This is a genomic window from Sphingomonas phyllosphaerae FA2 (assembly GCF_000427645.1).
Lineage (GTDB): Bacteria > Pseudomonadota > Alphaproteobacteria > Sphingomonadales > Sphingomonadaceae > Sphingomonas > Sphingomonas phyllosphaerae.
Genome location: NZ_KE386571.1, coordinates 1,692,145 through 1,707,161 on the forward strand (window position 1 = coordinate 1,692,145; position 15,017 = coordinate 1,707,161).

The window sequence follows — 15,017 nt, forward strand, 5'->3', positions numbered from 1 at the left end:
TGCTCACCAGCAGGCCGCTGAGGTGGCCGAGACCCAACGTCGGCCATTCAACGGCGTGCGGCTCCCTCCTGAAAGCGGACGCACGTTAATTGCAGCCTGGCCGCTGTTTGCTCAGCTAGCATCACATCATCGATCCGCATTTGTCAGCTCTTCGATGACGATCGGCGGCCCGTCCGGAGACCAGGGCGAAACCTTGTGCATGATCCCTCCGAAGAGATTGGAAGCGAGATGATCGGCGAGCCATGGCTTCAGCCGTGGCAAAAACAAGTCGTCGAACCACGCTCGATCGACCCCGGCGAACTGCCTTACGAAAGGCATGATGGCGGCATCCGTCAGACCCGCCTTTGTGCCGCCGAGTTGACCGCCAACCCCGATCCGCATCTCCAGATCTTGTAGAAACTCGAAGCCGAGATCACGATGCCGGGTTGGGTCCGAGCCATAGCGATCAGAATATTTGTATCGGTCGAGGTGGTGCTTGAACACTTCGTCATTGGCTGCGATCAGCGCGGGATCGTCACGAGCGAGCCAATCTTCCGGGTCCCGAATACGCAGCGCCCAACGCATGATCGCGAGGCTCTCGTCGAGCACGACACCTTCTGCCGTCACAAGCACCGGCACTGTGCCCTTGGGCGACGCGGCGAGCAGTTCCGCAGGCTTGTCGGAAAGCCTGACCTCCCGAAGCTCATGGCGCACACCACCGATGCCCAGTGCCAATCGCGCCCTCATCGCGAACGGACAACGACGAAAGCTGTACAGAATATGGGCGGCCATCATCCTGGCATACTGCCTATTCCTTGCCACAGAAATTCCCTCGACAGGGGGACGCTGAACGGCGCGCTCCAGATAAGTGGATTGTCGTAGCCGGGGGGTAATGGAATGATGCGACGATGCGGATATCAAAGTTAGTCGTCCTCGCCCTGCTCCTGGCAGGTCCCGCGAACGCCCAGATCGTCGCCCAGCCTTCGGCCGGCACCTACCCACGCGCGGTGGCGGCCGGCTAGAAGGCCGCACTCTATTGCTCGGGCCTCTTCAACGCCGGTCGGACCCCGGCGCAGATCGATGCCGACGAACTGACCGGCATCTATCCCGAATATGACAAGATCGTGCCGACGCTCACCGCGCAGATCGACCGCGCGCATGGGTCCGTTGCCGTCGCCTTCGACCCCGCGCTGCAACCGCGATACGCGATCTGGCGCGATGGCCGTGGCTGCGTGACGCTGCCGATCGGCAGCAAGGCGCCGGCGGGCAAGGCGTCGGCAGCACCGCCACCGATCGCGAAGGCGGATCCCCGCCCATGGCCGCAGGGCGATGCCGGCATCGCGGCGCGCCCTTCCGCGCTGCTGACCGGAGCCGTCGGCAAAGCGTTCGCCGGTGGCTATGGCGCTGGCACGAAGACGGTCGGCGTGATCGTCGTGAAGGACGGCAAAATCGTTGCAGAACGCTATGGCAGCGGCTTTGGGCCGTACGTTTCGAACAGGACCTGGTCGGTCGGCAAGTCGATCGCCGGAACGCTGATAGGCCTTGTCGATGCCGGGGCGCTCCAAGGGCCAGCCGTTGTGCCGCAGTGGAGCGCCGGTGACCCGCGACAATCGATCACGCTCGACAACCTTCTGCGTATGGCGTCAGGCCTTCATAGCGACACCGCGGGCAACCGCACCGACGCGATCTATTTCGGCGGCACGGCCGTAGATGAGCAAGCGGTGTCCTGGCCTCTGGAGGCCCAGCCCGGCACACGCTTTCGCTATGCGAACAACGACATCCTTCTCGCAGTCTATGCCACACGGCAGCGGATTGGCGAGGACCGGTATCGCACGTGGCCGAACAAGTTGTTCGGCGAGCTCGGCATGGCGCATACGGTCGCGGAGACGGATTGGCACGGCAATTATGTCCTCTCCAGCCAAGTGTGGTCGACCGCCCGCGACCTCGCGCGGCTTGGATTATTCTGGTCCCAGGACGGCGTCTGGACGGGCCAGCGCCTGCTGCCGGCGGGCTGGTTAGGCACCATGACGACGCCGAGCGGCCCCCAGCCGCCGAGCGGCCCCGGTTATGGCGCGACGATGTGGCTGTTCGGCCCCCGACAGGGGCTGCCGGTGGGCACTTTTGCCGCACAGGGTAATCGCGGGCAATATGTGATGGTTATCCCTGCGCAACGTCTGGTGATCGTGAGACGCGGCGAGGATCCTGGCGCAGCCCGTTTCGACATCGCGCGCTTTGCCGCCGATGTCGCCGCAGCGCTGCCCTAGCGCCACGCGCCCCTCGCCTGGCGTGTTACCGCTTCGTGAACACCACTTGCGCAGCGTCTCCTCAATAGGCCAGCGCACAGCCGTCGGCGCGCATTTCGCTCGCCGCGGCATAGACGCGGGTCGCGCCGTCCATGCGATGCTCCACGCATTCGTAGCGGCCGAAGCCGCCATCGGGCTCGCCGATCGTCCAGCCGATGTCGACAAGCCGCTGCCGCGTCGCCATCGGCACGCCAGTCTCCAGCCGCAGCAGGCCACGTGGGCCCAGTCCGGCCGCGTCCTCTCCCATCGATTGCGACGAGCCCTCATGGTGCCAGCGCGGCGCATCGCCCGCAGACTGGATTTCAAGACCATAGTCGACACGGTTGACGATGATCTGCGTCTGCCCCTGCGGTTGCATATCCCCGCCCATCACGCCGAAGCTCATCCACGGATCGCCCCCGCGTGTGGCGAAGCCGGGAATGATCGTCTGGAACGGTCGCTTGCCGGGCGCATAGATATTGGGATGGCCATCCTTCAAGCTGAACAGTTGCCCACGATCCTGGAACATGAAGCCCAATCCGTCGGCAACCAGTCCAGACCCCATGCCGCGGAAGTTCGACTGGATCATCGACACCATCATGCCGTCCTTGTCGGCACAGCTGAAATAGGTGGTGTCGCCGTGGCTCGGTGCCTGCCCCGGATAGACGGGATCGAGGATACGCCCGGGCCGGATCAGTTTCGCCCGTGCCTGCGCATATTCCTTCGAGATCAGCCATTCGACCGGCACCTTGCTGAAATGCGGGTCGGCGTAGAAGCGCGCGCGGTCTTCGTAAGCGAGCCGCTTCGCCTCCGCCTGCAGATGAATCGAAAATGGCGACTGGAAGCCGGCATCGCCCAGATCGAAGGTCTCGAGGATGTTGAGCATTTGCAGCGTAGCGATGCCCTGCGTGTTCGCGCCAAGCGCGTGCACATCCACGCCGCGATAGCCCGTTCGGTGCGGTTCGACCCATTCGGAGCGATGCGCGGCAAGATCCTCGTACCGAAGCCAGCCTCCGATACGCTTGAAGTAACGATCGATGACGCGCGCGATGTCGCCGGCGTAGAAGGCATCGCGTCCGCCTTTCGCAATGGCGCGATAGGTGCGCGCGAGGTCGGGATTTCGAAACACCTGCCCCGTTGCCGGTCCCTTGCCGTCGGCAAGGCCATAGGTCCGCAGCGCGTTCGCCGTCTCCTCGATGCCGTTGCCCGGCCGGCGGAACGCGGTCATGCTGCGCCGGATATAATAGGCGATGATGTCGGGCACGGGCGCTCCCGCCTCGGCATGGGTGATCGCCGGTTCGAACAACTCCGCCCAGGGGAGTCGGCCATAGCGTTGATGCATGGTCCACCACGCATCGACCGCACCGGGCACCGATACGGTGACCGCGCCCAGCGGGGGCAGCGCGCCCGCGCGGGCGCGCGACCGCACCGTTTCCAGGCTGAGGCTTCGCGGCGATGCGCCCGATCCCGCCAGCCCGACGACCTTGCGCGTCTTCGGATCCCAGATCATCGCATAGGCATCTCCGCCGATGCCGCTGGAGGTGGGCTCGAGGAAACCCAGGCAGGCGTTTATCGCGATCGCTGCATCCACCGCCGACCCGCCCCGCCGCAAGATGTCGATACCGGCCTGCGTCGCCAGCGGATGCGCGGTCCCCGCCGCCCCGTTGAGGCCATAGGCCGCCGTCCGCGACGCGAAGCTCGCGCCGACCGGCCGGTCGCCGGCGGTGACGTCGGGCCGCACAAAGCGATCGGCCCCGGCCGCCCAGCGTTTCGGATGGTCAGCCGTCGCCGGCTGCGGTGCGCCGCCCTGCCCCGGGCCGGGCGCGCCCTGCCCACCGGATACACGCGTTCTACCCTGCTGTGGTTCCGCGATAACCGAACCTGGCAAAAGCGCCGCCCCCGGCACGGCGGCAAGAAAAGTTCGACGACGCATGATGGCTACTCCGCGGTTTTGATGCGCATCCTCACCAAGGTCCCGGACAAGTACAAGGCGCATCAACGCGTTTCGGGTCTGCCGTTCGTTCAGCGTACCGGCTTTGCCCCGTTTGCGCTTGATCGTCGCCCGCCAGCTGAGAATCGCACTCGAATGGCAACGAAACTGGTAGGCCTCTATCCTGCGACAAGCGCATTCAGCATGCCGGTCACTCGTTCTCGTAAATCTGGCTCACGCGTGATTTCGAGCATCGCGGTAAGGCTGGCGCGAGCGGCGGTTACGTCATTGTCGATGAGTTCCAGTCGGGCACGCTCCCACCAGGGATGGGGATAGTTGGGCGCAATCGACGTCATCCGGCTGTAAAGCACCAGTGCCCGCCGACCTTTGCCAGCTTTCTCTGCCCGGGTTGCCTGATTGAGCAGCAGCCGAACAAGAATCGCCCGGTTCTCCATGGTCGCTACGTGCCGCACTGCGGCCGAGGCGCCGCCTTTTGCCGAGGCCAGCAACGCGGTGATCTGTTCGACACCAACGACAGCGCCCCCGCGGAAGGGATCGATGATGACAGGTTTAGCCTCATGCCCGACCATGACTAGCACATGTCCTGGCACGTTAAGTATCTCGGCAGCCCAGCCGATGCGTCGAGCCGCGGCAACGTACAGGATCGACAGGCTGATCGGCAGACCGCGCAGACGGTCGATAACGCGGATCAAGTCGGCATTGTCAGGATCGTCGTACGTCTCCGCGTCACCTGAAAAGCCGAACTCCTCGGCAAGGACCTGTGCGAGGCAGCCAGCACGCTCCGAAGGATCGACAACACCGGCACCTACCCCGTCGAGCCGCGATGCAATGTCAGAAAGCACGTCCTCATATGGGCCAATGTCGATCTTGTCGTGATCGAGTAGCGCCAGCGCGAGCGCGGCTTCGTCCAGGACGATGTCGTCATCGTCTACCAGACCCAGGTCTTCGAGATTATCCATGCCTTCCAAGATGGTGTTCGCTTTAGTTTGCGCAAAGGGGGGCAGGCTTCCAGCTGCTATCGGTCAGCCACACGGACACCGACCCACTGCCGGACGTTCAAGCTCCCTTTTCTGTTCACCAACGTCGGACACTCGTTCATCGCATCAAGAGATAGGTCTGCCGACCCGCGTCTTGTCCGCGATTGTCCGAACTCGCTGGACAGCTGCACTAGGCACGCGTGCAACCATCTGTATCATAAGACAATGTCTCACTCACCTCTGCGCTCCCCTCCCAACCCGGCCAATGCTCCCAGCGCCCGCTTCTTCGGCGACATCGGCATAACTCCCGGTGCGCGGGTACTCGATGTCGGTTGCGGCAATGGTGACCTCAGTCGGTTTGTGGCCGGGCTTGCCGGGCCAAGCGGCGAAGTCGTGGCGATCGACCGGAGCGAACAGGCGCTGGCGGTAGCGCAAGCGACCGACACGGACTTGGGTGTCGCGCACATCCAATATCGCGCGGTCGATCTTTCGGGTGACTTGCCCGATCTCGGCCGTTTTGACGCGATCGTCGGCCGTCGCGTTCTGATGTACCTACCCGATGCCGCCAAGGCACTGGAGCGGCTAGCGACGATGGCCAATCCGAATGCCGTTTTGGCATTTCAGGAACATGCACGCACCGCCCTTCCCGCAGGACTTGGGCACCTCGCGTTGCACCGCCAGCTTTATGACTGGAACTGGAGCACAGTTGCAGCAGAAGGAGGGGATGTGGGGTTAGCGCTACGGCTCGCCGAACTGATGCAGCAATTGGGGCTTTCGGTTGAGGAGGCGCGCGGCGAGGCCATCCTGATCAATCCCAACCAGCCCTCCTTCCTGCCAACACTCACGCAGGCGATGCTGCCGCGAATAGTCGAGCGAGGTATTGCGACCGTGGAGCAGATCGACCCGGACACGCTGGCGGAGCGGATAGAGGAAGAGCATCGCGCTGCGGGTGGTGTGATCGTTTGGGACCTCGCCTTCTTAGTCGCGGCTCGCGCCCAACCGGTCGCTCGCTGAAAAGTCCGCGTTGAGGCGCTGGAAGCGAGCTGAACTAGGAGAGTATGCAGCGCGACCTGTCCGGCAGACTTGCGGCCGCGACGACCCACAACCAGACGTTCGCGCCCCCTTTTCCGCTGCCTAACTTCGGCCGTTCGTTCATCTCCGGGTTATGACCACTTTTTGCATCCAGCGCGTCTGCTGTGGATGTCGTAACCTGCATCACAGCGGATGAGCGGCTTTTAACAGCAACCGTTCGACAGCTAACGTCGTATCTGCTGCCACTCCCGGTAGCCCATTACGGCTAGGCCGATCATCACCGCATAGAGGCCCGCAGTCAGGATCAGTCCCTTCAGAACGAACATCCCGACATACACGACGTCTACCGCGATCCAGAGCAGCCAGCTCTCGCGGTGACGGCGGGCCGTCCAATATTGCGCGACAAGGCTGAAGCTGCTGAGCATCGCGTCCAACCATGGTAGCGCCGCGTTGGTATGGCGACTGGTGAACCACCCGATCGCAAGCCCACCAAGCAGGCCAGCGGTCAAGCCAGCCAAGGCCCACAAACGCCGCAGCGGCATCACGACCACCTCGCCGGTATCGTGCCGGTCGCGGCGCCAGACGATCCAGCCATAGAGGATGCCGATCCCGAACAACGCCTGCAGCACCATGTCCGCATAGAGGCGCACATCAAGAAACAGCTTGAAGTACAATGCACAGGCGATGAGGTTCAGCGGCCAGCACAGCAGGTTGCGCCGCGCCGTCAGCCAGATCGCCAGAAAGCTGGTTGCGACCGCGGCGATCTCTAGTGGCGACATCAAACGCGGCGATCGACGCGAAGGTGAGAGAGGAAAGCCTGCCCCGACGCCGAGAGGAACCAGTCTGCGTGGCCGAGGAGATACCCCTCCCAAGCCAGCGATGCCGCGTCGAGATCACCAACGATCCCGGCGAAATAGTCGATTTCGGACAAGGCGAATTCGACATGCACCAGCGGCAGCAGCCTGATGACCGTGTCGATCTCATCCCGGTCCAGCGGGCGGATCGTCGCATAGCCGGCGATCAGCGACCGCGCGGCTCCGGGGTCCGCGATGGTATCGTCCCGCCCCTGCCCGAGTTCCAGCCATGCTACCGCGGTCCGCTCGATCGCGATCACCAGATCATGCACGGCGCAGGTGCGATCGGCCAGGCCGAAGTCGAACACGGTCGCGACCATGCCATCCGCGGACCAGAGGAGATTGGAAGGATGCCAGTCGTTATGCGTCCATAGCGGCTGCCGATCGGCGATGCGCTGCGCCAGGCCATCGCCCAATGCGGCGAAAAGCGACGACAGCCGGCGCCGCCACGGCCGCCCCGCCAGAAATGCGGCCAGAGCCGGCCTCGCCTCGACATAGGCTTCGGCCGCGATCAGCGGAGCGGTCGCGGACAGGATCCCGAGGCTGGCGACGAGCGGCTGCGGGACGCGGACCGGCGCATCGAAGCCGGATGATGCATGATGCAGTCGCGCCAGCGCGACGCCGGCGGCATGGGCATGAGCGTGGGACTGGAACGGCGTCCATGACGGCCGGTCGCGATAAGCATCGTCCCCCGGCCCCTGGCGATGGAGTTCATAGGTCCATTCGCCCACCGCGACCGCGCTGGCCCCATCGGCGGTTCGCATGACGTCGGAAACCGGAGTCCCCGCCCCGGCGAGATGGGCGATGAAGCGATGTTCCTCCGCCAGTCCCGCGACCGTGCGGACCCGGCGATCGTGCCGCTTCAGGATCAGCGCACCGTCCGTCGTGTCGATCAGCGTCGCGGCCGAGAACGGGCGCGGTGAATGCCAGCGCGGCGCCGCGATCGGGGTGGCGGCCGGAAAGCGGGCCAGCACGGCCGCCGCCTCGCCTTCCGTGATCGCGGGCCAGGTCGGTGCCGCCATGGCGAGGCCCATGCCATGCACGCGGTGACCGGTCGTCGCGTTGTCCGCCCCACCCATGATCAGAAGCCGCGCGACACGGTCGCAACGACCGCGGCGCCGCTGCCGACATAATAAGCCGGCGCATAGCCGGCGACGACCGTACCGCGTCGGCCGATGACATCGCCTGCATTGGTGCTGACCGCCTGGACGCCCGCCAGGACATGCGGGTCGGTCACGTTGATCGCGTTGACGCGCAGGTCGGTGCGCTTGCCGCCGAACCAGTCCGCCATGTGCAGGCCGATGGCGACGTCCAGCGTCGCGTAACCCTTGATGCTCTCGTCGTTCATGAACGTCGCATATTGGCGCCCGACATATTTGCCGGCGATGCTGCCGAACAGGCGGCCGTCATCGTACGTGCCACCCCCACCGATCTGCACCACCGGGCTCGACACCGCACGCTTGCCCCGCGTCGGCAAAAAATCTGCGCCGACCGGCAGATCGTCGTCGATCCGCGCGCGCAGATACTCGCCCGAGATATAGACGCTGACGCCATGGGCCGGGCGATAGTCGATCTCGGCATCGACCCCGTAGGAGGTCTGCCCACCCACGTTCAGCGTCGAGTTGACCTGCGCGCCGCCGGCATCGACCACGGTCGCCAGCTGGCGGTTGCGGAACGTGTAGTGGAAGCCGGTGATCGATCCCGACAGATTGGGGCCGATGTAGCGATAGCCCAGTTCCTGCGACACCGAATATTCGTTTTTCAGCGCATCGGTGCCGCGGGTCGCCACGACCCCGCCGACATAGCTGTCGTACAGCGTGAACTCGTTAGGCGTCCGGAAATTGGTCGTGATGTTGGCGAAGATCTGCTGGCGGTCGTCCAGCGCATAATGGACCGCGGCGCGTGGCAGGGGGATGACGCTGTCGCGGCGGACGCGGCTCTGCGGCCCGGGCAGGTAGTTGCGGCCGTTGCGCAGCAGCCCGACGCCCTTGATGCCGACATCGATCGTCAGGCGCGGACCCAGCGCGATCCGGTCGGCGAGGAAGACGGCCTTCGTCACGGTCACGGTGCGCTGGTTCTCATAGGCGAGCAGGCGGCCATCGGCGGTGCGGATCGCCTTGCTGCGATATCCCCACCGGTCCGCCGGTCGGCCGTCGCCATCGACCGCGGTGTAGGTCTGCGTAACGCGGTCGGTGCCATAATCGAACCACAGCCCGGCGGTGATCCGGTGAATGCCCGCCTGCACCGTCAGCTTGCTGACATTGCCCGTGCGCATCTGGTCGCCGGTGTAGTTGCCCAAGACCGTCGCGACCCCATCGACCGCGCCGGGCAGGGCGATCGGCTGCGTCAGTTCCTCGTTGCCCAGGAAGTTGCCGGTGGTGGCGAGCTGCGAGCCATAGGGCGAATTGCCATAGCCGAACTGAAGATAGGTGGTGGTGTCGAGCGTCAGCCGGTCAGTCAGCATGATATGCACCGGCGCGGAGGCGTAGAGGTTGCGGAACGGCGCCCGATAGAGCTGCCAGTAATTGGTGTTCCCGGCGGAGTATTGCGCATCATAGTTGAACGCGCGGCCCTGGGCCTGCCACTCGGCCAGTGTCGGGCTGGGATAGCTCGCCGAATTGGCGTCGTTGTAGGACAGCGCCAGGCTGGCGCGGTTGCCGTCCCCCCATTCGCGCAGCAGCTTGGCGTCGACATGCTGGCGGGTGTCGTAGCCGGCCCCGCGCCAATTATCGGCGCGGGTGTTCGAATAGGACAGGAACGCCTTCAGCCCCGTCGTGCCGATCGTTCCCGTGTCGACCCGGGCGAACACGCGGCGCAACGCATAGGACCCGAGCGACAGATCGACCAGCGCCCGCCGCGTCGCCTTCGGATCGTCGAGCGTCAGCGACAACAGCCCGCCCGCCCCGGTGACCGTCGGCGAATCGAGATCGACCGATCCCGGCGCCAGCGCGATCTGTCGCACGTTGCCGGGATCGGCGAACTGCGACGGATAGGCATAGTAATAACCGATGTCGTTCTGCGGTGCGCCCTCCAGCAGCACGCCGATCTGGTCCTGCCCCAATCCCCGTAGCGTCAGGCTCGAACTCGTCGACAGGCCATAGGGGTCGCTGGAGGCGACGTTCGCACCGGGCAGCAGGTTGACGAGTTGGAACGCGTTGAGCGTCGGGGCCTGTTTGACGATGAACTCGGAGGAGATCGCACTGACCGCCTTCGGCTCGGTCTGGTCGGGCAGCAGGCCTTCGGGATCGCGGTGGCCGACGACGCGAATATCATTTGCGAGCCCGGTGGCCTGTTGCGCCGGGGCGGCAGCGGGCCAAGCCATAAAGCCCGCCGCCAGCGCCGCGGTGCTGCACCGGATCATCATGGGAGGACGCGAAATCATAGCCGGCATCGTCTCGGGCCCACTCCACACGGAGGGACGACGGAGCCGCGACCCTCCCTACGCCGGTATGACCCGGATCAGGTTCAGCGGGTCACGGGCTGCTGCCCACATCTCAGCCGCGCGTCAGCGGCCCCCCGGGGATGACGTCGTCTAGGCGCTTATGTTGTCTGTGCAAGCGGTTATCGTAACTAGTGAGAACGACCCACTTATGGACGCTCAGCCCTCTTCCTGCGCTTCCCAACTCCGGACACTCATTCATCGGTTCGCGATTGCCCTGCAGCGCCGCTCGAATGCACACCAGACGTCACCGGCGAACAACGGGCCGAACCTGTTCCACCAGAGCCTTACCGTCTCATGGCAGATATCAATTCCGCGCTCGAACAGCGGGTCTTCCACATTCCGCGATGACAGCGGGAAGCGCATGTACGTCAGCATCACCAGCCGGATCAGCTCCGGCAAGGAGTAAAGTAGCGGAACGGCCAAGCAGGTTTCCGCCGGCGGGGCATGGGGACGCCACTACCCTGCCTCCTTACCACCAGGTGCATTTGGTTTGACGAAGCCCTCTAATTATCTAGCCCCCCGCGATGCCAACTGTCCACGCGAACGGACGGTCTGCGTCGCACCGAGCCTCCATCAATCCTCAGCTTCGATGGCCATCCAACGGTGCTGTCAGTCTAAAGCGAACCGCTCTCTACACGATGCAATTCGGTCTTTGACGGCGGTGTTCAGCTGACAAGCGCCTGCCACTCCGCCAGCGCGGCGGAGCGTCTTTCCCGGTAAGTCTGTCGGTCGATGAGGTGGCGTTCCAGGCTGAAGTGGTTGTGGACGTTGGCGTGGACGGATGCGAACTTCTGCAGCGTCTTCATCTGCCGGAACCGCAACATCGCTCGCTCCCGTCGTCGGAATGGCAGATGGCTGTTCTCCACCCGATTGTTCGCCCAGCGGCCCACCTCCTGCTTCTCGGCATTGCCGAGCTCGTTCATGGCGGCACGGTAGCTGCGCAGACCATCGGTGGTAATCGCCTCGGGTGAGCCGTGGCGCTTCAGCGCCTTCTTCATGAACGCGAGTGCGGCAGCCTTGTCGCGGGTGCGGGTGACGTAGCTTTCCAGCACCTCGCCTTCATGATCGACCGCGCGCCAGAGGTAGACCATCTCTCCATTCAGCTTCACGTACATCTCATCCAGATGCCAGCGCCAGTGACGAAAACCGCGCATCCGGCTTACCCGCTGACGGCGGATGTCACCGGCAAACAGCGGACCAAACCTGTTCCACCACAACCGCACCGTCTCATGGCAGATGTCGACCCCGCGCTCGAACAGCAGATCCTCTACATTCCGCAGGCTCAGCGGGAAGCGCACGTACATCAGCACTACCAGCCGGATCACCTCCGGCGAGGAGTTGAAGTAGCGGAACGGCGAGACTGGCTTGCGCGGGCGGGACATGCCCCCGCCCTACCTCACCATCACCCGATTACCAGCAGGTGCATTTGGTTTGACGGAGCCGGTCTCAGCCCTAGTAAAAGTTTGTGTGCTGCGGGAATATGGCTTCTACGCAGCACACGAATCCTTATCTAATTTCAGAAGTTGAAGCTCGCGCCCGCGCTGAAGTTGCGGCCGACGAGGCCGGCGTAATGCCAACTGCTCAGATAGTTCGGGTTGCTGGTGTAGGCCGCCGATGCGAGTGGTGCGCGCGCATTGGTCAGGTTCTGAACGTTGAAGAAGAACCGGAAGTCATCGTTCACGCGCAGCGCAACATTCAGATCGGTGTAGATGAACGGACGGATGTAGCAGTGATTGCCGGGGTCGCTGCCGGCGACGATCGGCGCCAGCGTGTTCTTGCATGACAGGTCGATCTCGCCGTTCACCGGCGTGATCCGGTCCGCCGCGACCTGCTTGATACGACCGACGTAATAGGTGGTCGCAGTGAGCGAGAAGTTGCCCACTTCCAGCGCGTTCTGCCAGTTGCCGCGGATGCGCGGCGTGCCGCCACCCGACGACAGCTCGTACGGCCCGAGCGTCCCGGCATATTTCTGCACCACGCCCTCCGGCGTGACCAGATCGAGCCGCAGCACGCGGGTCACGTCGACGCGGCTGATGAAGCGGACGTCGTCGCGCAGCTTGACGTTGGCGGTCGCCTGCATGTCGATGCCCGAGCTGACCTGGTAGTTGGCGTTGACGTAGGGCACGTCGAACACCAGCAGGCGCGGCAACGCATTCGGGTTCGACGGATCGGGCGCGTCGACGACGTTGCACTTGTAGCCTGGGCCGACCGCCGCCAGTGCCGCGCAGCCGTCGGTCGCGTTGCTCTTGCTGTAATAGGCGTCGATGGCCGCCGCGCGCAGCGGGCCGCTGACGATCAGTGCCGACTTCTTGATGTTGTAATAGTCGGCGGTCAGGTGGAACCAGCGCGTCGGCTTCAGGATCGCACCGGCGGTGAAGCTGCGCGACACCTCCGGCTTGATGTCCGGGTTGCCGGTCGCGCCGCTGCCGATGTTGTACGTGCTGGTGTAGGCGGCATTGCCCGGGTGCGCGGCGATGAAGGCCGCATTCGGGGTGAAGGACGAGAAGCCCGAATAGCTGCTCGCGGGATTGTATTCGGCGAAGGTCGGCGCGCGGAAGCCCTGCGAATAGGTCGTGCGCAGCGACAGCGCCGGCGTCGGCGTGAACTTCAGCCCGACCTTCGGCGAGAAGTGGCTGTAGCCCTGCGAATAATGATCGTACCGGCCCGACACGTTGAGGTCGAGCTGCTCCAGCACCGGTGCGTCGATCTCGAAGAAGCCCGCGGTCACGGTCTGGCGACCCTGCGCCGAGGAGGTGTTGAGCGCGTAATAGCTGAGGTCCGCATTCTGGTTGCGGTTCATCAGCGTCTCGCGACGGATCTGAAAACCCGCCCCGACATTCAGGTCGCCGCCGCGCAGCTCCATCAGCGACTTGATGAGCGAACCGCCGATCGTCGCGACCGTCGAATAGGACGGCGTGGTGCGTTCGGGCGAGATCTGGTTGCGCACCGCCGCGCTGTTCTGCGACGGATCGACGAAATTGTACGCGCCGGTGTTGATCGCGTTCAGCAGGCCCTGGATGTTGATGAAGCCGCGCTGCGTGACGCTGAAATTGTCGCGCGCATAGACGCCGTTCAGACGGAACTTGAACCCGTTGCCGAGGTCGCCCGAGATACCGGCGGTGGTGCGGAACACGTCGACGTAGCGGTCGCTGCCCGCCGGGATGTCGCCGAACAGGTAATAGATGCGCGCCGCGCCGTTCGCCGGGGTGTTCGCATTGGCGGCGGCATACGGGTTGTTCGGGTTGAGCCGGCGATCCGCCGCGGTGGCGCAATTGACGCCCGCCGCGCAGATATAGACCGGCAGCACGATCCCCGGGCTGCTCGATGCGAGCGCGGCCGATCCACCGAACGGCTGCGTCTGGCGGATGCCCTGTGGCGCGCCGACGATGCTGACCTCGGAATGCGAATAGCTGCCGCTGGCGAACGCCTCCAGATTGTCGCTGAGCCGCACGGTCAGGCGGCCGGTCGTCGAATACCGCTGCTGGCGCGGCTGGAGGATGAAATACTCGGCGGGCAGGTTGTGCGAACAGCCGGTGCCCTGCGCCGCGCCCGAGGTGACGGTGAACGTGCCGTATGGGCACGAATTCGGATCCAGCAGCTGGTAGCGGTTCGTCAGCGGTGCGCCGACCTGCCCGGCGAGCGGGTTGTTGAGGTCGGTCTGGCGCACCTGCGTCACCACCGCCTGCGGGTTCGGCGTCGTCAGCGAATCGTCGTTGCGGTTGCGGTCGGTCAACCCGCTGGCGCGCAGGTCGAGCGTGTTGAACGGATAACCGCGCGCATTGTTCGTGATATACCCGTCGTAGGTATATTCGCCGTTCAGGTAGAAGTTGAAGCCTTGGCTTGGATAGTCGCCGAAGCCGGCAGTCAGCGTGGCGCGGTAGTGCGAACCATCAGCCTTCTCGGTCGTGCCGCCCTGCACCGAGCCCTGCACGCCCTGCACGTTCTTCTTGCTGATCAGATTCACGACGCCGCCGATCGCATCGGCGCCATAGGTGGAGGACGCGCCGTCCTTCAGTACTTCGATCCGGTCGATCGTGCTGAACGGGATAGAATTCAGGTCGACATAGGCATTGTGGCCGTCGTCGTTCAGCGGGAAATTGGCCGAGCGCAGGCCGTCGATCAGCACCACCGTCGACGACACGCCCAGACCGCGCAGCGACACCGCCGCGCCGCCGGCCGAAAAGCCGTTGCGGAAGCCGGTCGAGATCGACCCGGCGCTGTCGGCAGAGACCGAGCGGATCGCGTCCTGCGCCGTGGTGATGTTGGCGCGTTCGAGCGTCGCCGAGCCGAGCACCGTCACCGGCGAGATTGACGTCGCGTTCGAATCACGGAAGAGCGTGCCGGTGACGACAACGGTCGCGCCCTGTGCCGGCTCGGCCGGCGCGGCGGCAGGCGCATCGGCAGCGGTGGCGGCGATCGGCGTGTCGGTCTGGGTGGCGTAGTCGCTCGCCGGCGTCGCCGCAGTTTCCTGACCATGCGCGGGGGCGATCATCGCACAGG

At 64.6% G+C, this 15,017-nt stretch carries 10 protein-coding genes, 1 pseudogene and 1 riboswitch; of the genes and pseudogenes, 2 read left to right on the forward strand and 9 right to left on the reverse strand.

What is annotated here, in order from left to right:
• Nucleotides 1–126: 126 nt before the first annotated feature.
• Nucleotides 127–774: a glutathione S-transferase gene (locus tag SPHPH_RS0108350; protein WP_028966301.1), complete on the reverse strand. Its 648-nt coding sequence runs from the start codon at nucleotides 772–774 to the stop codon at nucleotides 127–129.
• 329 nt (nucleotides 775–1,103) lie between these two features.
• On the opposite strand from SPHPH_RS0108350, the gene SPHPH_RS19210 reads away from it, so the two are divergent.
• Nucleotides 1,104–2,243, forward strand: coding sequence for a serine hydrolase domain-containing protein (locus SPHPH_RS19210; RefSeq protein WP_238302967.1), 1,140 nt, complete (start codon nucleotides 1,104–1,106; stop codon nucleotides 2,241–2,243).
• Nucleotides 2,244–2,304: 61 nt separating this feature from the next.
• Here the strand turns inward: SPHPH_RS19210 and SPHPH_RS0108360 are convergent, their stop codons facing one another.
• Together SPHPH_RS0108360 and SPHPH_RS0108365 are read right to left on the reverse strand one after the other, a co-directional pair.
• Entirely contained in the window at nucleotides 2,305–4,194 is a 1,890-nt protein-coding gene (locus tag SPHPH_RS0108360) for a gamma-glutamyltransferase family protein (RefSeq protein WP_028966302.1), read from the reverse strand.
• Between the two features lie 176 nt (nucleotides 4,195–4,370).
• Entirely contained in the window at nucleotides 4,371–5,171 is an 801-nt protein-coding gene (locus tag SPHPH_RS0108365) for a transglutaminase family protein (RefSeq protein ID WP_028966303.1), read from the reverse strand.
• A gap of 243 nt (nucleotides 5,172–5,414) precedes the next feature.
• Here SPHPH_RS0108365 and SPHPH_RS19215 point away from each other — a divergent pair, with 243 nt between their 5' ends.
• Complete coding sequence (locus SPHPH_RS19215) at nucleotides 5,415–6,203, forward strand: class I SAM-dependent methyltransferase (RefSeq protein ID WP_081668567.1); 789 nt, start codon at nucleotides 5,415–5,417, stop codon at nucleotides 6,201–6,203.
• Between the two features lie 242 nt (nucleotides 6,204–6,445).
• On the opposite strand, the gene pnuC is transcribed toward SPHPH_RS19215, so the two are convergent.
• From pnuC to SPHPH_RS0108400, 6 genes and pseudogenes are all read right to left on the reverse strand, one after another.
• Nucleotides 6,446–7,000, reverse strand: a complete 555-nt coding sequence (gene pnuC / locus SPHPH_RS0108375) for a nicotinamide riboside transporter PnuC (RefSeq protein ID WP_028966304.1) — start codon at nucleotides 6,998–7,000, stop codon at nucleotides 6,446–6,448.
• Nucleotides 7,000–8,097 carry a phosphotransferase enzyme family protein gene (locus SPHPH_RS0108380; RefSeq protein ID WP_238302969.1) on the reverse strand — a complete coding sequence of 366 codons (1,098 nt, stop codon included), beginning with the start codon at nucleotides 8,095–8,097 and terminating at the stop codon, nucleotides 7,000–7,002. The genes pnuC and SPHPH_RS0108380 overlap by 1 nt, the downstream gene beginning before the upstream one ends.
• A gap of 59 nt (nucleotides 8,098–8,156) precedes the next feature.
• Nucleotides 8,157–10,397, reverse strand: coding sequence for a TonB-dependent receptor (locus SPHPH_RS0108385; protein ID WP_051273259.1), 2,241 nt, complete (start codon nucleotides 10,395–10,397; stop codon nucleotides 8,157–8,159).
• Between the two features lie 97 nt (nucleotides 10,398–10,494).
• A riboswitch (TPP riboswitch) is annotated at nucleotides 10,495–10,604 on the reverse strand.
• Between the two features lie 153 nt (nucleotides 10,605–10,757).
• Nucleotides 10,758–10,963, reverse strand: a pseudogene (locus SPHPH_RS21095) (IS6 family transposase); the annotation flags it as partial.
• A 219-nt stretch (nucleotides 10,964–11,182) separates the two neighbouring features.
• The gene (locus SPHPH_RS0108395) at nucleotides 11,183–11,899 is read right to left on the reverse strand and encodes an IS6 family transposase (RefSeq protein WP_028966308.1); all 717 of its coding nucleotides are present in this window, start codon (nucleotides 11,897–11,899) and stop codon (nucleotides 11,183–11,185) included.
• 134 nt (nucleotides 11,900–12,033) lie between these two features.
• Complete coding sequence (locus SPHPH_RS0108400; RefSeq protein ID WP_238302974.1) at nucleotides 12,034–15,009, reverse strand: TonB-dependent receptor domain-containing protein; 2,976 nt, start codon at nucleotides 15,007–15,009, stop codon at nucleotides 12,034–12,036.
• Nucleotides 15,010–15,017: the final 8 nt, after the last annotated feature.